The organism is Biformimicrobium ophioploci (assembly GCF_030270605.1).
GTDB lineage: Bacteria > Pseudomonadota > Gammaproteobacteria > Pseudomonadales > Cellvibrionaceae > Biformimicrobium > Biformimicrobium ophioploci.
In genome coordinates this window covers 246,323-265,600 of sequence record NZ_BSYJ01000005.1, presented here as the reverse complement: position 1 = coordinate 265,600, position 19,278 = coordinate 246,323, and the positions used below count along the sequence as shown (strand labels likewise).

Here is a 19,278-nt window from a genome sequence, read left to right as displayed (position 1 = left end):
CAGTGTGACGCAACAGTCGGCAGGACTTCCACCGAAAGTGGATGCGCGCAAATGCGCTGTCCGGCAGGAGACACTCGAGGGCCAGGTTCCCTTGGCGGGTCTTGCCCGGTTACAGGACGCTGTGCAGTCGAGCTCGGAAAATGCCCAGGTGGAAATCGCCTGCGGCAGGGATGAACTCGGTAACTTCACACTGGACGGGCACATTCGCTGCGAGGTGGAAATCCTCTGTCAGCGCTGCCTGGGGCCTATACCCCATGCAATTGATGCCGAGTTCCAATGGGGGATCATCAGGTCGGAAGAGCAGGCAAAGAACTTGCCGAAAAGTCTCGACCCGGTAATACAGGGCGAGGAAAAGCTGGACCTGTATGCGGCATTGGAAGACGAAATTTTGCTGCATCTGCCTTTCGTCACCTATCACGAGGAAGACTGCGTTCCGCGGGAAAACCTGGTGTTTGGAGATGAGGCGGAGGCCGCGCCCGATGAAGATCGGGAAAACCCTTTTAAAGTGCTGGAGCAGTTGAAGGGCAAGCAGGGCAAATAACCCTCACGGGTAAATATGCACAGTTTGCTTTTTGGGCTCGCCGATTGAGGCGCCCCGGCCCCGGTTAAATTAGTAATGTAGGAGCAACCCATGGCTGTTCAACAAAACAAGAAAACCCGTTCCCGTCGCGGCATGCGTCGTTCACACGATGCGCTGACTGGTCCGACCCTGTCCGTAGATCCGACTTCCGGTGAAAAGCACCGTCGTCACCATGTTACCGCCGACGGTTTCTACCGTGGTAGCAAGGTAGTCTCTACCGGCAAATCTGACGACGAATAAGCATTGTCTGGTCCAATTCGATTGGCCATTGATGCGATGGGCGGGGATCTAGGTCCCCGCTCTGTCGTTCCGGCGTGCGTCCGCGCGCTGGAAAAATTTCCCTCTCTCGAGCTCACTCTTTTCGGCGACCCAGCTGAAATCTCTGCCGAGCTGCATTCTTCCCACCATGCGCGCCTGACGCTTGTTGAATGTGAGTCCCACGTCACCCAGGAAGATGCCCCTGCATTTGCACTGCGTCACAAGCGTGATTCATCCATGGGGTGTGCCCTGCAGGCGCTGGCCGATGGCCGTGTTGATGGCATGGTAAGTGGCGGTAATACCGGTGCATTGATGGCGCTGAGCTGCCACTTTGTGGGCAAGGTCAACGGTGTGCGACGGCCCGCGATTGGCAAGTCGCTGCCGACCGAAACCGGTTCCTGCTTCCTGCTGGATCTCGGGGCAAACATTGGTGTCTGTGCCGAAGACCTGCTGCAGTTTGCGCGCATGGGTGTCGAGGCGCAGAAGCTCTATACCGACCAGCGTCCGCTCAAGGTCGCGCTGCTCAATATTGGATCCGAGGCCCACAAGGGCACCGAAGAGATCCGCCGCGCCGCGGAACTCTTCCGCGAGGCGCCTGATATCGAGTACTACGGCTTCATCGAGGGTCACGATTTGTTCACCGGTTGCGTGGATGTCGTGGTGTGCGACGGTATGCTCGGCAATATCGCGATGAAGTCTGCAGAAGGTGTGATCCGACTGATGGGGCAAAAAGTGTTCCGGTTTGATCAGAAAAACGCCTTCAAAAGTTTTTTTGGCCAAATGGCCATAAAATTGTTGCGAAAATGGCGGTCACAACTGGAACCCGCTCGCTATAATGGCGCCAGTTTTTTGGGCCTCAGCGGCAATGTGATCAAAAGTCACGGTGGCGCCAGCAGTGCGGCATTTTTCCAGGCGATTGTGACTGCGGTCCATTGTGCGGAGGCCGACCTCGCGGGGCGCGTCGATCGCGCGCTGAGCTGACCCGCTACCTTTCGGGTAAAGAGGAATTCGCATGACAAATAGCGCGCTCGCGCTGGTCTTTCCGGGCCAGGGCTCCCAGAAGATTGGTATGCTTGCCGAAATGGCCGCGGCCAACCCGGTTATCAAGTCCACCTTCGCAGAAGCATCCGCTGTCCTCGGTTACGATCTCTGGGACCTGGTCCAGAATGGCACTCAGGAAGAAATCAACCTCACAGAACGTACCCAGCCGCTGCTGCTGACAGCCAGCGTCGCGCTCTACCGTGCCTGGTGCGAGCAGGGCGGTGCAGAACCGGCCTATATGGCAGGCCACAGCCTTGGTGAGTGGTCGGCACTGGTTTGCGCCGGCGTGGTTTCCTTTTCGGACGCAGTGCGACTGGTTCAGTTACGCGGCCGTTTCATGCAGGAAGCAGTCCCGGCCGGGCAGGGTGCAATGGCGGCGATTATCGGCCTCGCGGATGAGGCAATCGAAAAAGCCTGCAGCGAATCTTCTGAGGGTGATGACATCGTTACCGCGGTGAACTACAACTCACCGGGACAGGTTGTTATTGCCGGTCGCGCGGCTGCGGTCGAGCGTGCCATTGAGGCGTGCAAGGCTGCAGGTGCCAAGCGCGCCATGCCGCTGCCGGTCAGTGCGCCGTTCCACACGGATCTGATGCGTCCCGCGGCGGACAGGCTCGCGCTGGAACTCGAAGCGGTTGAGTTCAAAACGCCGAAGACCCCGATCGTTCACAATGTGCACGCTGAAACCGAGACCGATCCTGCCGCAATCAAGGCAATCATGATCGAGCAGATTTTCAAGCCCGTGCGCTGGACGTCGTGTGTGCAAAAAATGGCGGGAGCTGGAGTGAGCCAGCTGGTTGAGTGCGGGCCAGGCAAGGTACTGGCGGGCCTGGCAAAACGAATCGACAAAGGGCTCTCTGCGTACAACGTCGAGACACCTGAGCAAATGAAGGCAACCGGCGAAGCGCTGGCTTGACCTATAGCGCTGCTAATTAGCTGCTAAATAAAGGAAAAAAATATGTCCCTTGAAGGTAAGGTCGCACTAGTTACGGGCGCCAGCCGTGGTATCGGCGCAGCCATCGCAGACATGCTGGCCGCGCAGGGCGCAAAAGTAGTAGGCACTGCCACCAGCGCTGCAGGTGCAGAGAAAATTTCTGAGCGTCTTTCTGCAAGCGGTGGCTGCGGAAAAGTCCTCAACGTGTGCGATGCCGAATCCGTGGCAAGCGTTGTCGCCGAAATTCAGTCCGAAATCGGCCCTGTGACCATTCTGGTTAACAACGCCGGTATCACCAAGGACAACATCCTCATGCGAATGAAGGATGAAGAGTGGGACGACGTGGTAAGCACCAATCTCACTGCCGTATACCGGGTAACCAAGGCATGCCTGCGCGGCATGACCAAAGCACGCTGGGGCCGCATCATCAACATCAGTTCTGTTGTTGGCAGCATGGGGAATGCAGGCCAGTCCAACTACTCTGCAACTAAGGCTGGTGTCGCTGGTTTCAGTCGTTCACTGGCTGCAGAAGTAGGCTCTCGCGCCATTACAGTGAATACGGTTGCACCGGGCTTTATCGATACTGATATGACCAAGGTTCTACCGGACGAGCAGCGCGAAGCACTGATGAGCAAGATTCCGCTGGCGCGTCTGGGCAAGCCGGAAGAGATTGCGGCAGTTGTTGCATTTTTGGCCGGCGATGCGGGCGGATACGTGACTGGAGAGACCATTCACGTAAATGGCGGCATGTATATGGGCTGATTTTTGTTGGTGTTCGCCTAATGTGCGAGCGCTAACGCTTTGATTCTTAAGCCATTATTGATTTTGGTTTTAGGAAAGGGCCGCGGCACATTACATTGTCAAAAAATCAGGGTACAATGCCGCGACTCGCTGTACTAGGAAAGCTTTTCGCGCACTTAAATGGCGCAAACAAGCCGGCCGCTGAAGCGGATTCCGATCCGAGAAATCGGGCTGTTGAAAGCGGTCACACAGATTTTGATCCACTGGGAGTTAAATTGAATCATGAGCAGCATTGAAGAGCGCGTAAAAAAGATCGTCGCTGAGCAACTGGGTGTGAAGGAAGAGGATGTAAAACCTGAAGCATCTTTTGTCGAAGATCTGGGCGCCGATTCTCTCGATACCGTTGAGCTGGTAATGGCTCTGGAAGAAGAGTTTGAGACCGAGATTCCGGACGAGGAAGCTGAGAAGATCACTACCGTACAGCTGGCTATTGATTACATCAACAATAACCTGGCGTAATCAGCTTACTGTATTTGGGGCGCCGGGCGATTCTCAAATTGCCTGATGCCCGCACCCTAAAGCCGTTCTATGTCACATAGTCCGGCTTTTGTTGTTTTAGCGCATTAATAAAATGACTAACGCGCTTTTTTCGTCACTTTAGGGAGGCAGTCGTGTCGCGAAGAAGAGTCGTCGTAACTGGGCTAGGTCTGGTGAGCCCACTGGGTAATTCTGTAGCGGATTCCTGGCAAGGGATTCTGCAGGGTAAAAGCGGCGCAGCGCCGATTACCGCTTTTGATGCCTCGGGCTTTTCAACCACTTTCGCGGCGACGGTGAAAGACTTCGACCCTTCGCAGTTCATGCCCCTCAAGGAAGCGCGCAAGATGGACCCGTTTATTCGCTACGGGCTCGCTGCGGGCATCCAGGCCATGGAAGACTCCGGCCTGGAGGTGACAGACGCTAATGCACCGCGTATTGGTTGTTCCATTGGTTCGGGCATCGGTGGTGTTGGCTCTATCGAAGACACCAAGATCACACTGGTGGAGAAGGGCGCTCGCCGCATTTCACCTTTCTTTGTACCGGGCGCCATTATCAATATGGTCGCCGGTAACCTGTCGATCAAATATGGCCTGCGTGGCCCCAATATCGCGGCAACCACCGCATGTACGACCGGCACCCACAGTATTGGCCTGGGCGCGCGCCTGATCCAATATGGCGACGCCGATGTGATGGTCTGTGGTGGTGCGGAAATGGCAACCACCCCTGTCGGGCTGGGCGGATTCGCAGCGGCGCGGGCGCTCTCCACCCGTAACGATGACCCGCAGGCAGCAAGTCGCCCGTGGGATCGGGACCGCGACGGTTTCGTGCTTGGCGAAGGTGCCGGTGTGCTGGTACTTGAAGAGTACGAGCATGCAAAAGCGCGCGGTGCAAAAATCTACGCTGAATTGTCCGGCTTTGGGATGAGCGGCGATGCCCACCATATGACCTCGCCGCCGGAAGATGGTGCCGGTGCTGCGCTGTCGATGCGCAACGCACTCAATGACGCAAAACTCGAAGCCGTCGATTATATCAATGCACACGGAACCTCGACCCCGCTTGGTGACAAAGCCGAATGCCTGGCCGTACGCTCTGTATTTGGCTCACATGTCGAAAATCTTGCGGTCAGCTCGACCAAGTCCATGATCGGGCACCTGCTCGGTGCGGCCGGTGCCGTAGAAGCAATTTTCTCCGTGTTGGCCATTCGGGACCAGGTGGCTCCGCCGACAATTAACCTCGAAAACCCCGATGAGGTTTGTGAAGGTGTGAACCTTGTGCCGCATACCGCGCAGGAGCGTCGTATCGACTCGGTGCTGTCGAACTCCTTCGGTTTCGGTGGTACCAATGGTTCTCTGGTCTTCCAGAAAATCTAATCACCAACAAACCACTTGATCGCATGCCGCCGGTACCGCAGTGCTCCGGCAGCAGGCGACCTCTCGAACGATCGCAAGCGCTTGGCTGAATTCAAACCGCTATTTTCCGTCGCCAACGGGCGGGCAGTTGAAAAACTGCCCACTGATTCGTTGTTCAGCGACGGTGTCCTTGAGACCATGCGCTTTGATGGCGGCAGGGTACCGCTGTTGCCATGGCACCTCGCGCGGCTTCGCAAGTATGTTCATGTTGATGAGCGGGAACTCAGCAAAGCCCTGCAGGAAGCCGACAACTTTTCCCGCAGCCGGGCCGGGCCACTGGTCTGGCGCTTGAGGGCAGGTAGAGCTGGCGCGGGTTCGCAACTCGATCTTTCCGTTTCTCCACTGGACAGTTTGCCTGCAAGCCTTACTGTGCCCGGTGTGCGATTGTATCCCTGCAAAACCCGGTTCACCTGGCAGGATGCTTCGGATGGGCGCAAAGCGCTACAGAGAGCGCGCTATCATGCTGCGCGGTCAGAGTTCAGTGCGTGCCAGGACCCATATTTTGATGGAATTTTGTGCGACCCGAGCGGGTTCGTGATCGAGGGTTGCCGAACCAACCTATTGCTTTATATTGACGGTAAATGGTGTACACCAGATTTGTCAGAATTCGGCGTCCGCGGTGTTATGCTGCAATGGCTTACTGAGCAAATCTCAGTTACGCCGGTTCGACTGATGTTGGCAGACCTGATGAGCAGTGCGCAGGAAGTGGCAGTCTGTAACGCACTCCGGGGTGTGCTTCCGGTGAGTGCCATTGGATCTCATGGCTTTGACTGCGGAGCAAATACGAAGGCTCTACAGTCCCTGATTAAACAAAAATTGTGGTAGCAGAAGTGGCCCGCCAGAAAAAGACAGCAAGCAGGAAAACAAAAAAGAAAAAGCAAACAGGCCTCGGCATGCTGCGGGTATTCCTGTTTCTGTGCGCTCTTGGGCTGATTCTGCTGTCCGGAGCATTCTTCTACGGATATCAGACCCTCCACAGGCCCATGCCGCATGCGGTGGAAATGACCATCGACGTCCCTAAGGGCAGCAGTCTTTCCCGTGTACTTCTTGACCTGAAACAAAGGGGCCTGATCAAGCATGCGCTGCCGGCCCGGCTCTATGCGCGCTATGAGGGCAAGACTGCAATCTATGCCGGTGAGTATCTACTGGAGCCCGGGATCACGCAGCTGGAATTCCTGCGCAAACTGAACCTGGGGCAGGTTACCCAGTACCGTGTGACCCTGGTGGAGGGTTGGACGTTCGCGCTTGCACTTGAAGCCATTCGCGGTGCAGAAAAAATTGTGGTTTCCCCGGAAACCGAGAGTGTGGAAGCCGCGGTGCGTGCCATGCAGCTACCGGCACCCAACCCCGAAGGGTGGCTCTTCCCGGACACCTACGTATACAAGTCAGGCACGCAGGATTCCGATATCGTTCGCCAGGCTTTCCAGCGCATGAAAAAAGTGCTTGCGGAGGAGTGGCAGGGCCGTGCAGAGCGCCTGCCATACGGCTCGCCAGAGGAGGCGTTGACGATGGCATCCATCGTTGAGCGGGAAACCGGTGTGCCCTCCGAGCGCGGTGAGATTGCCGGCGTTTTTGTACGGCGCCTGAAACGGGGGATGCGCCTGCAAACGGATCCCACCGTAATTTACGGCATGGGCGAGCGCTATCGTGGCAACATCACCTATCGGGACCTGCGTGAGTCCACGCCCTACAATACCTATGTCATCAAGGGGTTGCCGCCAACACCCATAGCCCTTCCGGGAAGGGAGGCAATTCATGCGGCGCTGAATCCGAAGGAGGGGGAGAGCCTCTACTTTGTTGCACGCGGTGATGGTTCGCACAAATTTTCCGCGACGCTGGCTGAGCACAATCGGGCGGTGAGAGAGTATCAGCTCAAGCGCAGGGAAGATTATCGCTCCAGTCCGGCCCCGGATAAAAAATGACGTTTCAATTTCAGAAAGCGGCGCCAATGGAAAACAAACGCGGATATTTTATTACGCTCGAGGGTACGGAGGGGGTAGGTAAATCTACGAACCTCGCCTTCATTTGCGAGTGGCTCAGGTCCCGCGATATCGAATTTATCGAGACACGTGAGCCGGGCGGTACACCGCTCGCGGAAGAGTTGCGACAGCTTCTGCTGGCGAACCGTGCAGAACCATTCGATCCGACGGCCGAACTATTAACCGTGTTCGCAGCGCGCGCGCAGCATCTTGCGCAGGTGATCAGGCCTGCTCTCGAGTCTGGTAAAACCGTTGTTTGCGATCGTTTTACCGACGCCACCTATGCCTACCAGGGCGCCGGTCGCGGCCTGGACAAGTCCCTGGTGCGGCTGCTGGAGCAGCAGGTGCAGGGGCAGCTGCAGCCGGATCTGACCGTACTGCTCGACATCGACCCTCGCACTGGTCTGGAACGTGCAGCGGCACGCAGTAAGGCTGATCGTTTCGAAAACGAAAAAATTGCCTTCTTCGAGCGCGTGCGCGCTGGCTACCGTGAGCGTGCGGAAACGTCCAATAACCGATTTGCCGTGATTGATGCCGGGCAGCCTCTGGATAAAGTCCAGGCCGATCTGGCCGCTACGCTGGAGGCCAGGTTGTGAGGGCGATGCCGACGCCATTGCCGTGGCACCAGCAGCACTGGTCGCGCTTGACCGCCCAATTCCTGGCGGCGCGCTGCCCGCACTCCTTATTGCTTGCCGGGCAGCAAGGGCTCGGCAAGGTTCGCTTTGCCCGGGCCTTTGCCGCATTTGCGTTGTGCAGCCGTCCTGAGGCGGGTGTGGCCTGTGGTGAATGCAGGGATTGTGAGCTCTTGTCTGCTGGCACCCACCCGGATTTCATGATGGTGGAGCCGGAAGAAGAAGGGAAGGCGCTCAAGGTCGACCAGGTCCGGGCTCTGGGCGAGTTCGTCAGCCATACCGCATCCCGCGGTGGCCGCCGGGTGGTTGTCCTGGGGCCAGCTGATGCGATGAACATCAACGCGGCAAATGCCCTGCTCAAGAACCTCGAAGAGCCGGCTGCCGGTGTGTACTTCCTGCTGGTGACGGACAAGCTGGGTAGCCTGCTGCCCACCATTAGAAGCCGCTGCCAGGTCCTGACCTTTCCGGTGCCCTCTACCGAGTCGGCCACCCGCTGGCTGGCAGAATTTGGTATTGAAGAGCCGGAAGCCGGCGACTGTCTCGCCCTCGCAGGAGGCGCACCGCTGCTGGCGCAGGCGTTGAATGAGCCTGACAGACGGGAGGCCCGTGCATTGTTCGCGCGGGACCTGCTTGCGCTGGCGCGGGGTGAGGGCCTGCCGAGCAAGATCGCCGAAGGCTGGAAAGACCTGGATCTCGCAGAGCTCCTGCGTAACTGGCAGGGCGTTGTACACGGGCTGGCGAAGGCGGGCGCGGAGCAAGAGGTGTCCGGTATGGTGCAGCCCATCGCCCGGCAGTGGCGCGAATGCGGTGGTGCAGGGGATGTCCATCTGTACGAATTTGATACAGCGCTTGCTGAAGCGGCGCGCCAGCAAGCGTCAGGCGCGAACCCGAACCGGCAACTGCTACTCGAGGACCTGCTGCTCCGTTGGCGGGCCTTGTTCAAACCTGTGAGCGGGATGCTGGACACTGGCGGTCTGCTTCGCTAACTTACGGGAACTACGGTAAATAAGACGATAACTGTCCGGGGTAGCATTATGCGCGGTATCGGTGGCGGCGCCAGAAACGGCATCCTTTCCTTGAAGATTCAGGACAAGGGCATGCTCTATGCGGCCTATATGCCGTTCGTGAAGAACGGCGGACTGTTTATTGGAACAGATAAGCCATATAAGCTCGGCGATGAGGTGTTTTTGTTGCTGAGCCTGATGGATGAGCCGGAAAAAATCCCAATTGCGGGCAAGGTCATCTGGATTACCCCGGAGGGCTCCCAGGCCAACCGTACACCTGGTATTGGTGTACAATTCGATGCCAAGGATACAGCGGCCCTGAACAAGATTGAAACCGTGCTCGCTGGCAGCCTGGAGTCTGACAGGCCCACTCACACCATGTGATGGCCGGATGCGCGACTGACTGCATCGCGTCAAGACCGGCAGGCTTGCATTTCCGACATCCGAAATACCCGAAGGGCTGCTGATGCAGCCCTTTTTGCATCCTCCGGGATGCTGATTCAGAAATACAGAGATACCCGAACGTAACGTTATGCTCGTAGATACACACTGTCACCTCGATGCACTGCGCCTCGATAAATTCGATGGCGAACTGCCGGACGTGCTCGCATTGGCCCGCGAACGGGGTATCGGCAAATTCCTTACGATCAGTACGGGCCTCAAAAATATTGAGCCGGTGAAGCAGATCGCCGCCGAACACAAGGATGTTTACTGTTCCGTCGGGATCCATCCGCTGGATGTAGGCGATGGTACCGCGACCTGTGATGAGCTGATCGCCATGGCGGAAGCGCCAAAGGTCGTCGCATTGGGCGAGACCGGGCTGGATTATTACTACAGCAAGGATACCGTTGAGGTTCAGCAGGAAAGTTTTCGGGCCCACCTGGAAGCCGGCAAGCGCACAAAGCTGCCGGTCATCGTGCACACCCGCGATGCCCGGGATGATACGCTGAGACTGTTGCGTGAACATGCCGATCCAGAGTCCGCCGGTGTACTGCACTGCTTTACTGAAACCTGGGAAATGGCGCAGGCTGCGCTGGACCTGAACTTCTACATTTCCATTTCCGGGATTGTCACTTTCAGGAATGCCGAATCCCTGCGCGATGTGGTGCGAAAGCTGCCGCTCGAGCGTCTGTTGGTGGAAACGGATTCCCCTTACCTTGCGCCCGTGCCGTACCGTGGCAAGGCGAATATACCGGCCTATGTCAAAGAGGTTGCAGAGTTTGTAGCGGAATTGCGCGGCCTCTCTCCAGAGGCGCTTGCCGAAATAACAACCGAAAATTTCCATCGCCTGTTTCCACGGGCGCAATAATTTCAATTGGGGGATGCCATGAAGCAGCAACTGACCACAATGTTGGCACTGCAGGACGAGATTAACACTGTGGTGAACGCAGACTGGCGTGCCCAGGGCTTTGCCTGGTACCGCGCGATCTGGGTTGAATCCGCTGAGCTTCTCGACCACTACGGCTGGAAGTGGTGGAAAAAACAGCAGCCTGAAATGGATCAGGTGAAGCTCGAGTTGGTAGATATCTGGCACTTTGGTCTTAGCCTGGAGTTGCAGAAGGGCGATGCTGGTCATGTTGCGGCTGAGATGGATGCAAAGCTGAGCGATCTGGCCCTGGCGCCTGGAGATTTCAGGGAAAACCTCGAAGCTTTCACCCTCGCAACACTGCAGGCCAAAGCGTTCGATCTGCCCGGCTTTGCGCAGTTGATGTGTGATGTCGAGATGGATTTCGACGAACTGTACCGCCGCTACGTTGGCAAGAATGTCCTGAACCGGTTCCGTCAGGACCATGGCTACCAGACTGGTACCTACATCAAAAACTGGCAGGGCAGGGAAGACAATGAGCACCTGGCGGAAGTTTGCGACTCACTGGATGCCGGTGCAGCCGACTTCAAGGATCAGGTGTACCAGGCGCTGCAGGCGAGATACCCGGCCGGCCAGGCCGCCTGAATAGCGCCACACTGGTTAAGAGGTAGCCAGTTGGTGTGCGGGGGCTAATACCAAAGGTGCGGATGAAATTTTCTGCCGATTCTCTATAATGCGGCCCGCCTATGTGCCTTTGCGGCCGCTACGTCGGCCGCTCGTTTAATAATGGAGATCAATTGTGAAAGCACCTGTTCGTGTTGCTGTTACCGGTGCCGCCGGTCAGATTAGCTATTCGCTTCTTTTCCGCATTGCCTCTGGCGAAATGTTGGGCAAAGACCAGCCGGTTATCCTGCAACTGCTGGAAATCACCCCGGCACTGGAAGCGCTGAATGGCGTTGCCATGGAACTGGAAGATTGTGCATTCCCGCTGCTTGCAGGCATCGTTCAGAGCGACGACCCGAATGTTGCGTTCAAGGATGCCGAATACGCACTGCTGGTTGGCGCTCGTCCGCGTGGACCGGGTATGGAGCGCAAGGATCTCCTGGAAGCCAATGCCGCGATCTTCTCTGCGCAGGGTAAGGCGCTGAATGACGTTGCCGCTCGCAGCGTAAAAGTACTGGTTGTCGGTAACCCGGCTAATACCAACGCACTGATCGCCCAGCGCAATGCGCCGGATCTGGATCCGCGCAACTTCACTGCCATGACCCGCCTGGACCACAACCGTGCGCTGTCCCAGCTGGCAGGCAAGACCGAATCTACTGTGAACGATATTACCCACATGACCATCTGGGGTAATCACTCTTCCACACAGTACCCGGACCTGCACAAGACCCAGGTCAAGGGCGCTGATGCCATGGGCCTGATCGAGCAGGACTGGTTTGAAAATGATTTCATCCCGACCGTTCAGCAGCGCGGTGCCGCAATCATCAAGGCTCGCGGTGCTTCTTCTGCAGCCTCTGCTGCTAACGCAGCGATTGATCACATGCGTGACTGGGCACTGGGCACTGCAGAAGGTGACTGGACCAGCATGGCTGTTTACAGCGATGGTTCCTACGGTATTCAGGAAGGTCTGATTTATTCCTTCCCGTGCACCTGCAAAGACGGTGACTGGCAGATCGTTCAGGGTGTTGAGCTCAACGAGTTCTCCCGTGCGAAAATGGCCGCTACCGAGCAGGAGCTGGCCGAAGAGCGTGACGCTGTCGCGCACCTGCTGCCGTAATACGGCGTCCGGGCCGCAATACACTGAGCGGCCCGTGCTACCTCCGCGCCCTGAGGTCTCAGCCTTCCCGGAAGTGCCTGACCGGGGCGCCACTTTTCTCCCCGCTCCTCAAAATCCTCCCTGACCACACATTTTCTGGCACCTGACTCCCTACCATACGAGATTGTGCGCCAAGCAGACTGCTAGGCTCAGAAGATCGACACCGGGAGCTGACCGTCATGGTTACTGAAGTCAGGGGTACGTCCAGAGCCACTTCCTGCCTGTTGTTGGAGCCGAACAGCTCCCTCACTTTCCGCGGCAACCTGTGGCTGATTGTTTCACTGGTGGCTGCGAGCCTCGGCGTGAGCATTGCATTTGCGCTGGCCGGTGCCTGGATGATCCTGCCGTTCGCCGGACTCGAAGCCGCACTACTTGCGGTGCTGTTGATATGGGTATACCTGCAATGCAACCGGCGGGAGCTGCTGCAGGTCACGGCAGCGAGCCTTGTACTGGAGCAGCGTGGTGGCCTGCACCAGAAGCCTCTGTATCAATGCCGTTTTGATCGTTCGAGCCTCGCTGTGGTTGTGCGTGAATCGGCAGGGGGGAATGAGCCGCAAACCCTTAGCCTCGTAGGCCCGGAGGGCTATATCGAGATCGGAAGCTTCCTGACAAACGAAGAACGCCACGCGTTACTGCGCAAACTCACTTCACTCGGAATATTAACAAGGTCTGATAAGTCACTGAAAATAAAGAGCTTTTGATGCCTTGATACGGCGAGGCGCGCCGCGACATATTTTGACCCATCGGCCACCGTTTTCTTCTATAATGGCGCGTAGATTGTTTTCACATTGACGCCATGTTGAATCGACTTACGAGGGGGTAAGAGTGGCATTTCCCAAGATTGGTAATCTCGCGCCAGCCTTTAGCCTGAAGAACCAGAAAGGAGAAAAGGTCTCCCTGAAAGACTTTCGGGATAAGAAAAACGTCGTGGTTTATTTCTATCCCAAAGCCATGACCCCGGGTTGTACCACCCAGGCCTGTGGCCTACGTGATGCACGCGCGGAGATGGATGCGCTGGATACTGTGGTTCTGGGTATCAGCCCGGATCCGGAAGCGCGACTGCAAAAGTTCATCGACAAATATGAGCTGAACTTCGACCTGTTGTCGGATGAAGATCACGCGATCGCCGATAAATACGGTTGCTGGGGCCTGAAGAAATTCATGGGCCGGGAGTTCATGGGTATTCTCCGCACCACCTTTATTATTGGTAAGGACGGCCGGCTCAAGCATGTCATCGACAAGGTGAAGACAAAGACCCACCACGACGACGTCGCGGGATGGATAAAGGATAACCTTCAGTAAAGTGGTACGCCTGTGCGGAAGGCGTGCAATATTCGCGCAGAAAAATTGTGTAAAAAATACCTGTCGTGGCTTGCATTTCGGCAGGTTGGTCTATACTACGTGTAAAGGTGCGCCGGCCACTAAGGGAAATTCACAACGGATCGGAGCATTTTTTAATAAAAAAGGACTTTGTGTTTTCCAGGTGCGCCCCGGCACCCAGGTAGTAACCGAATCGGTAGTCTCCGTAGGTTGAGGTAGACGGGTTCCCGCAGGATGCGGGCGTAGAACAAAAACCGCCGCTCAAGGAAATTTAAAGGAGCAGCTCAATGACCCATGTACAGCCAGACCACACCTCCCTGTCTAACGATAAGCCGTTACAGCAGGCTAGAGAAGCAGGTGGTTCCAATATCCTCGAACAGCTTTTGGCTCCGCCGGAAGCAACCAGCTATGGCATCGCCGCGCGTGTTATAGATGTGCTCGAGCAGAGAATCGGTAAGGCATCCCTCGCGATCCGACCCGTTGCCTCTGACCTGAGTATGTCGACACGTACGTTGCAGCGCAGGCTTCAGGAACACAACCTGAGCTTTGCAAACCTGCGCGATCATGTGCGCTTCCGTCATGCGGTGCATTTCCTCAAGGATACGGCACTCAGCGTCGACGGCATTTCACGAATCCTCGATTTCTCCGACAGGACCAGTTTTACCAGTGCCTTCAAGCGCTGGACTGGCATGTCGCCAACCGGTTATCGCCGTCAGGTGCGCCAGCGCTACTGATCGATATTCCGGCGGGAATTTGAGACTGTTCTGCAGGGCCCGCTGAGGGCCCTGTGACTTTATTGCCTACCTCTGTCAAACCGGTTAGAGTTGGCCACGAATTTATTCTTGGCTACCTTTGAGGTTTTCCTAATGGATTTCTTTATCCCCGCTGCGATGGCGCAGGGTACTGCACCTGCTCCCCAGGCCAACCCGATGATTACTGTCATCATGTTTGTCGGCCTGTTCGTATTTATGTACCTGTTTATTATTCGTCCGCAGCGCAAGCGTCAGAAAGAGCACCAGGAACTGGTGTCTGCCCTGCAGAAGGGTGACGAAGTCGTAATGACCAGTGGTATGCTGGGTCGCATTACCAAGGTCGACGATAACTATGTGGTACTGGAAGTTTCCGACAACATGGAGCTGAAGTTCCAGAAAGTTGCGGTACACGCAGTACTGCCCAAGGGCACCATCAAAAAGATTTGATCGTGTATTCCTGAAGAAAAAGCCCGGCTGAATCCGGGCTTTTTTTATGCACTCAGAAAGCCTGCAGATGCGCGCTTCCGTGTAGCATCACTTGCGAAAAATCAGACCGAGTCCGTAGAAAAACTATTCTCACAAGGACATAGAATGCCGCTCAATATCCCATTCCCGAAAAGAACCGCCATTGCGCAGCTGCCCACGCCCCTGCAGCCGCTCGACAGAATTACCGAGAAATACTGCCGTGATCCGGATACCGGCCCGAGAATATGGATCAAGCGGGATGACCTGACGGAAATGGCGCTGTCCGGCAACAAGATCCGCAAGCTGGAATTTGTTGTTGCAGCCGCACAGGCCAGTGGGTGCGACACCTTGATTACCTGCGGCGGCCTTCAGTCCAACCATTGCCGCGCTACAGCCCTGCTTGGGGCAAGGCTCGGGCTCAAGGTACACCTGGTACTCCGGGGTGAGCCCGGGCCGGTAGCTGACGGCAACCTGTTGCTGGATCACGTGGCCGGTGCGGAGGTTTCAACTTATCCACCTGGCAAATATATCGCTGAATTACCGCAGTTACTGGAGCAGTGGAAGACCTTTTACGGGGAGCGGGGTAGCAAGGCCTTCGTCATTCCTACCGGTGCCAGCGACGGTTATGGCATCTGGGGTTACCTCAATGCTGTGGAAGAACTGGAGCGGGACTTCGCCGCTGCGGGTATCGCACCGCAACATATTGTCTGCGCCACTGGCAGTGGCGGTACCCAGGCGGGACTCACACTCGGTTTCCATCTGGCCGGCAGTGATACGCAGGTTACGGGTTATGCGGTGTGTGATGATGAGCAGTATTTCCTGGATAAGGTCGCTGAGGATGTCGAACACTGGCAGAGCCTTTACAGTGTTTCAGCGGACCTGTGTGGTATGCAGGTCAACGTGAACGCAGACTATATCGGCCCCGGCTACGGCGTTGCTGGAGAGGATGTTTTTTCAACAATCCGGGAGCTGGCAGCGCTCGAGGGCATTGTTCTTGATCCGGTATATACCGGCAAGGCGTTCCATGGCCTGTTGCGGGATATAGAGCTCGGCCGATACGAGGGGTGCAGGGACCTGGTCTTTATTCATACAGGCGGGCTGTTCGGGCTTTTCCCGCAGCGCGAGCAGATGGTCAGGCAGTGCGTAAACTGATAATCTGCCGCCTTATATCACCGGAATCCTTCGTCCGGGCCCGACCGGATAAAGATAATAATTGATCAAGTTGAGGGGGACGTTTTGGAGTCGTTCAATAATCTACTTTTGACCATGGATGGGATGCTGGGCTCAGCGCCCTGGTTTCCGTGGGTCCTGCTGGGCGTCGGCCTGTTTTTTACGCTCTACCTGGGCTTCCCCCAGATTCGTTATTTCGGCCATGCGCTGAAGGTGGTACGTGGTAAGTACGACCATTCCAGTGCACCGGGTGATACCTCGCACTTCCAGGCATTGAGTACCGCGCTTTCCGGTACCGTGGGTACCGGTAATATCGGCGGTGTAGGCCTTGCTATCTTCCTCGGCGGCCCGGCCGCGCTGTTCTGGATGTGGGTTACTGCCTTTCTCGGCATGACAACGAAGTTTGTGGAAGTGACGCTTTCTCACAAGTATCGCGAAAGAACCGAAGACGGCACCATGGCGGGCGGCCCCATGTATTACATGGAAAAGCGCCTGAACATGAAGTGGCTTGCGGTACTGTTCGCCATCGCCACCGTAATCAGCTCGTTTGGCACGGGCAGCCTGCCGCAGGTCAACAACATCGCCCAGGCGATGCACGATACCTTCGGCCTGAGTAAGGCGGTAACCGGTGGCGTGCTGGCGGTGCTGCTTGGCATGGTGATCATCGGCGGCATCAGCCGGATTGCCAAGGTCACTTCCACCATTGTGCCGGTAATGGCGGTGCTCTATATCATTGGTGCGCTGGCGGTAATCTTTGCCAACCTCGAAAATATCGTTCCGTCTTTCCTGTCTGTCTTCAGTGACGCCTTTACCGGTTCCGCTGCAGCAGGTGGATTCCTCGGTGCCAGCTTTGCCTATGCATTCAATCGCGGCGTGAACCGTGGCCTCTTCTCCAACGAGGCGGGGCAGGGCTCTGCGCCGATCGCACACGCCGCAGCCCGCGCTAACGAGCCCGTATCCGAGGGTATGGTGTCCATCCTCGAGCCGTTCATCGATACCATTATTATCTGTACCCTGACCGGCCTGGTAATCCTTTCTTCCGGCGTCTGGACTGAAAAGCATGAGAACCTGTTCCAGAGTGCGGACATGAAAATTGTTGCTGGCCAGTACACCGACGGCAATGATGAGCATGTGCAGGAACTGTTCGGCTTCCTGAGCAATGGCGACTCCAAGGTAGAGCCGTTCGACGGCACTATTTTTGTTTACAACGGCTCGGCGATCAGCGATGAAGAATTCACCGTGATCCACGCCCGCTCTGTGGCAGAAAATGTCCGTTATCAGGTGGGCGAAGATCTGTTCACCGGCAATCTGGAAGTCAGGGGCGGCCAGCTGGTAAACCAGAATATCGAGGTCTGGGGTGATTCCCTGGTGCACTCGGTCGCACTGACCAATCGCGCATTCCAGCGCGGCCTGTTTGGTGAGTATGGCAGCCTGATCGTGACCTTTGGCATCCTGCTGTTTGCGTTCTCTACTGCGATCGCCTGGTCCTACTACGGTGACCGCTCCATGACCTACCTGTTTGGTCCGCGCGCGGTGATGCCGTATCGCCTGGTGTACGTGATTGCGTTTTTCTGGGCCGCCATTGAGGACACCACCGTGATCTGGAATCTGTCTGCAGTTGCGATTGTGGTGATGACGCTGCCGAACCTGTTCGGTATCTCCGTGCTTCACAGGGAAATGAAGTCCACAGTGAACAAGTACTGGGAAACAGAAGCGTACCTAAGCGATGCGCAGAAATCCGAAAAGGCCAAGATGGCAGCTGCTGCGCATAAAGCCGAGTAAGATTCGAAATCGGAGGCGCTGGCTGCAATCACAAGTAGTTGCGGCCAGTCACAAAAAAAGCGCGGTCACCCTAGCGGTGCCGCGCTTTTTTATTGCCAGAGGGAAAGGGCTTTAGACACTGAGGAGCAGGTACTCGCGCTCCCACGGGCTGATCACACGATTGAATTCCTCGTACTCGTCTCGCTTGATGGCGTGCCATGCACGCACGAATACATCTCCGAACATTTCCGTTGCTTCCGGGCAATCCGCGAGTAGCCTCAATGCATGCTCCTGGGAGCGGGGCAGTGAGATAGGCTCGTGCGCACAGCTTCCTTCATAAGGCGCTGTCGGGTTGACCTTGTTGACGATACCCAGATAACCACAGGCGAGGGAGGCCGCGATGGCAATGTAGGGATTACAGTCCGCGCCAGGGAAGCGATTCTCCAGGCGCTTGGCTTCCGGTGAGCTGTCAGGAACCCGCAGGCCGGTAGTGCGGTTGTCGTAACCCCAGTGCAGGCTGGTTGGCGCCGCTATGTCCGGCGTGAAGCGCCTATAGGAGTTTACATTCGGCGCGAAGAACGAAATAAATCCCGGGATGTATTCCTGCATGCCGCCGATAAAGTGGCGGAAAGTGTCGTTTTCCTGGCCATTTTCGTCGACGAAGATATTACGGCCGGTTTCGATGTCGACCAGGCTCTGGTGCAAGTGGAGTGCGCTACCGGGCTCATCTGCCATCGGCTTTGCCATAAAGGTCGCATAGATATTCTGGCGCAGCGCAGCTTCGCGAACGGTGCGTTTGAAGGTGAATACTTGGTCGGCCAGATCCAGCGGGTCACCGTGCAGGAAGTTGATTTCCATCTGTGCCGAGCCGCTTTCATGGATCAGCGTGTCGACATCCAGGTTCATCTTCTCGCAGTAGTCGTACATCAGCTCGACGAAGTTTTCGTATTCGTTGGCCGCGTCAATGCTGTAGGACTGGCGCGTACGCTCGGAGCGCCCTGAACGTCCCACTGGCGGTTTCAGTCGCTCGTCCGGGTCGAGGTTGCGCTGCACCAGGTAAAACTCTACTTCCGGTGCAATAACGGGCTTCCAGCCTTTCTCCTTGTACTTCTCCAGTACAAGCTTGAGGATGTTTCGCGAGCTGATGGGGTGTGGATCGCCGTCACGCGTATAGCAGTCATGGATGATCTGGGCCGTGGGCTCATTTGCCCACGGGTTGATGCGGACTGCATTCGGGTCCGGCACCAGGATCATGTCGGTATCGGCCGGATTGACCAGCTCGTCATGTTCGTCGACATAGTCGCCGGTTACGGTCTGAACGAGGATACTCTCGGGCAGACGGTTATTCTGAGACAGGTACTTATCCGTCGGCGTGAACTTGCCGCGGGCGTTACCTGCCATATCCGGCACAATGCATTCGACCTCCGTTATACGGTTTTCTTTTAGCCATTGCCGAATCGTTTCCATGGGACACCTATTAATGTGGTTTTGGGTGCACGCATCCCCGTTTGCGAGCATTGCTATTTTAGTGCGCCGCCGGGATTGGCTCCTGTACGGCCCACCCCTGGGG

The 19,278-nt window shown here is 56.5% G+C and carries 22 protein-coding genes; 21 read left to right on the top strand and 1 reads right to left on the bottom strand.

Annotated elements, in window-relative coordinates; all coding sequences use genetic code 11:
- Positions 1-4: 4 nt before the first annotated feature.
- The 21 genes from QSJ80_RS13035 (at position 5) to QSJ80_RS12935 (ending at position 17,729) form a co-directional block, all read left to right on the top strand.
- Complete coding sequence (locus tag QSJ80_RS13035) at positions 5-541, top strand: YceD family protein (RefSeq protein WP_285764900.1); 537 nt, start codon at positions 5-7, stop codon at positions 539-541.
- 90 nt (positions 542-631) lie between these two features.
- Positions 632-820 (top strand): 50S ribosomal protein L32, encoded by a 189-nt coding sequence (rpmF, locus tag QSJ80_RS13030; RefSeq protein WP_285764899.1) that lies wholly within the window; start codon positions 632-634, stop codon positions 818-820.
- A gap of 3 nt (positions 821-823) precedes the next feature.
- The gene (gene plsX, locus QSJ80_RS13025) at positions 824-1,819 is read left to right on the top strand and encodes a phosphate acyltransferase PlsX (protein ID WP_285764898.1); all 996 of its coding nucleotides are present in this window, start codon (positions 824-826) and stop codon (positions 1,817-1,819) included.
- A 31-nt stretch (positions 1,820-1,850) separates the two neighbouring features.
- Positions 1,851-2,795, top strand: a complete 945-nt coding sequence (fabD, locus tag QSJ80_RS13020; protein ID WP_285764897.1) for an ACP S-malonyltransferase — start codon at positions 1,851-1,853, stop codon at positions 2,793-2,795.
- 42 nt (positions 2,796-2,837) lie between these two features.
- The gene (fabG, locus tag QSJ80_RS13015; RefSeq protein ID WP_285764896.1) at positions 2,838-3,575 is read left to right on the top strand and encodes a 3-oxoacyl-ACP reductase FabG; all 738 of its coding nucleotides are present in this window, start codon (positions 2,838-2,840) and stop codon (positions 3,573-3,575) included.
- A gap of 261 nt (positions 3,576-3,836) precedes the next feature.
- The gene (acpP, locus tag QSJ80_RS13010) at positions 3,837-4,073 is read left to right on the top strand and encodes an acyl carrier protein (protein WP_285764895.1); all 237 of its coding nucleotides are present in this window, start codon (positions 3,837-3,839) and stop codon (positions 4,071-4,073) included.
- A 152-nt stretch (positions 4,074-4,225) separates the two neighbouring features.
- Complete coding sequence (gene fabF / locus QSJ80_RS13005) at positions 4,226-5,461, top strand: beta-ketoacyl-ACP synthase II (RefSeq protein WP_285764894.1); 1,236 nt, start codon at positions 4,226-4,228, stop codon at positions 5,459-5,461.
- An 81-nt stretch (positions 5,462-5,542) separates the two neighbouring features.
- A complete protein-coding gene (locus tag QSJ80_RS13000) occupies positions 5,543-6,325 on the top strand; it encodes an aminotransferase class IV (RefSeq protein ID WP_285764893.1) in 783 nt (260 codons plus the stop codon).
- A gap of 5 nt (positions 6,326-6,330) precedes the next feature.
- Positions 6,331-7,422, top strand: a complete 1,092-nt coding sequence (gene mltG, locus QSJ80_RS12995) for an endolytic transglycosylase MltG (RefSeq protein ID WP_285764892.1) — start codon at positions 6,331-6,333, stop codon at positions 7,420-7,422.
- Positions 7,419-8,075, top strand: a complete 657-nt coding sequence (tmk, locus tag QSJ80_RS12990) for a dTMP kinase (protein ID WP_285764891.1) — start codon at positions 7,419-7,421, stop codon at positions 8,073-8,075. Before mltG ends, tmk begins: the two co-directional genes overlap by 4 nt.
- A gap of 5 nt (positions 8,076-8,080) precedes the next feature.
- A complete protein-coding gene (locus tag QSJ80_RS12985; RefSeq protein ID WP_285764890.1) occupies positions 8,081-9,097 on the top strand; it encodes a DNA polymerase III subunit delta' in 1,017 nt (338 codons plus the stop codon).
- Positions 9,098-9,145: 48 nt separating this feature from the next.
- Positions 9,146-9,499, top strand: a complete 354-nt coding sequence (locus QSJ80_RS12980; protein WP_285764889.1) for a PilZ domain-containing protein — start codon at positions 9,146-9,148, stop codon at positions 9,497-9,499.
- A 148-nt stretch (positions 9,500-9,647) separates the two neighbouring features.
- Positions 9,648-10,424 carry a TatD family hydrolase gene (locus QSJ80_RS12975; RefSeq protein ID WP_285764888.1) on the top strand — a complete coding sequence of 259 codons (777 nt, stop codon included), beginning with the start codon at positions 9,648-9,650 and terminating at the stop codon, positions 10,422-10,424.
- An 18-nt stretch (positions 10,425-10,442) separates the two neighbouring features.
- Positions 10,443-11,066 (top strand): dUTP diphosphatase, encoded by a 624-nt coding sequence (locus QSJ80_RS12970; RefSeq protein ID WP_285764887.1) that lies wholly within the window; start codon positions 10,443-10,445, stop codon positions 11,064-11,066.
- Between the two features lie 154 nt (positions 11,067-11,220).
- Positions 11,221-12,201, top strand: coding sequence for a malate dehydrogenase (locus QSJ80_RS12965; protein WP_285764886.1), 981 nt, complete (start codon positions 11,221-11,223; stop codon positions 12,199-12,201).
- 218 nt (positions 12,202-12,419) lie between these two features.
- Entirely contained in the window at positions 12,420-12,941 is a 522-nt protein-coding gene (locus QSJ80_RS12960) for a DUF2244 domain-containing protein (RefSeq protein WP_285764885.1), read from the top strand.
- A gap of 124 nt (positions 12,942-13,065) precedes the next feature.
- Positions 13,066-13,542, top strand: a complete 477-nt coding sequence (gene bcp, locus QSJ80_RS12955; RefSeq protein ID WP_285764884.1) for a thioredoxin-dependent thiol peroxidase — start codon at positions 13,066-13,068, stop codon at positions 13,540-13,542.
- A 305-nt stretch (positions 13,543-13,847) separates the two neighbouring features.
- Positions 13,848-14,294 (top strand): helix-turn-helix domain-containing protein, encoded by a 447-nt coding sequence (locus QSJ80_RS12950; protein ID WP_285764883.1) that lies wholly within the window; start codon positions 13,848-13,850, stop codon positions 14,292-14,294.
- Positions 14,295-14,426: 132 nt separating this feature from the next.
- Complete coding sequence (gene yajC, locus QSJ80_RS12945) at positions 14,427-14,759, top strand: preprotein translocase subunit YajC (RefSeq protein ID WP_285764882.1); 333 nt, start codon at positions 14,427-14,429, stop codon at positions 14,757-14,759.
- Positions 14,760-14,903: 144 nt separating this feature from the next.
- Positions 14,904-15,929 (top strand): D-cysteine desulfhydrase family protein, encoded by a 1,026-nt coding sequence (locus QSJ80_RS12940; RefSeq protein ID WP_285764881.1) that lies wholly within the window; start codon positions 14,904-14,906, stop codon positions 15,927-15,929.
- Between the two features lie 84 nt (positions 15,930-16,013).
- Positions 16,014-17,729: an alanine/glycine:cation symporter family protein gene (locus QSJ80_RS12935; protein WP_285764880.1), complete on the top strand. Its 1,716-nt coding sequence runs from the start codon at positions 16,014-16,016 to the stop codon at positions 17,727-17,729.
- A gap of 111 nt (positions 17,730-17,840) precedes the next feature.
- Here QSJ80_RS12935 and QSJ80_RS12930 read toward each other — a convergent pair whose 3' ends face one another.
- A complete protein-coding gene (locus QSJ80_RS12930; protein ID WP_285764879.1) occupies positions 17,841-19,175 on the bottom strand; it encodes a glutamine synthetase family protein in 1,335 nt (444 codons plus the stop codon).
- Between the last annotated feature and the right edge of the window lie 103 nt (positions 19,176-19,278).

Excerpts from the sequence above, each read along its gene's own strand:
- rpmF (WP_285764899.1), top strand. The coding sequence starts at position 632 with ATGGCTGTTCAACAAAACAAGAAAACCCGTTCCCGTCGCGGCATGCGT.
- fabD (WP_285764897.1), top strand. The coding sequence starts at position 1,851 with ATGACAAATAGCGCGCTCGCGCTGGTCTTTCCGGGCCAGGGCTCCCAG.
- fabG (WP_285764896.1), top strand. The coding sequence starts at position 2,838 with ATGTCCCTTGAAGGTAAGGTCGCACTAGTTACGGGCGCCAGCCGTGGT.
- acpP (WP_285764895.1), top strand. The coding sequence starts at position 3,837 with ATGAGCAGCATTGAAGAGCGCGTAAAAAAGATCGTCGCTGAGCAACTG.
- tmk (WP_285764891.1), top strand. The coding sequence starts at position 7,419 with ATGACGTTTCAATTTCAGAAAGCGGCGCCAATGGAAAACAAACGCGGA.
- QSJ80_RS12985 (WP_285764890.1), top strand. The coding sequence starts at position 8,081 with ATGCCGACGCCATTGCCGTGGCACCAGCAGCACTGGTCGCGCTTGACC.
- QSJ80_RS12980 (WP_285764889.1), top strand. The coding sequence starts at position 9,146 with ATGCGCGGTATCGGTGGCGGCGCCAGAAACGGCATCCTTTCCTTGAAG.
- QSJ80_RS12975 (WP_285764888.1), top strand. The coding sequence starts at position 9,648 with ATGCTCGTAGATACACACTGTCACCTCGATGCACTGCGCCTCGATAAA.
- QSJ80_RS12970 (WP_285764887.1), top strand. The coding sequence starts at position 10,443 with ATGAAGCAGCAACTGACCACAATGTTGGCACTGCAGGACGAGATTAAC.
- QSJ80_RS12960 (WP_285764885.1), top strand. The coding sequence starts at position 12,420 with ATGGTTACTGAAGTCAGGGGTACGTCCAGAGCCACTTCCTGCCTGTTG.
- QSJ80_RS12950 (WP_285764883.1), top strand. The coding sequence starts at position 13,848 with ATGACCCATGTACAGCCAGACCACACCTCCCTGTCTAACGATAAGCCG.
- yajC (WP_285764882.1), top strand. The coding sequence starts at position 14,427 with ATGGATTTCTTTATCCCCGCTGCGATGGCGCAGGGTACTGCACCTGCT.
- QSJ80_RS12940 (WP_285764881.1), top strand. The coding sequence starts at position 14,904 with ATGCCGCTCAATATCCCATTCCCGAAAAGAACCGCCATTGCGCAGCTG.
- QSJ80_RS12930 (WP_285764879.1), bottom strand. The coding sequence starts at position 19,175 with ATGGAAACGATTCGGCAATGGCTAAAAGAAAACCGTATAACGGAGGTC.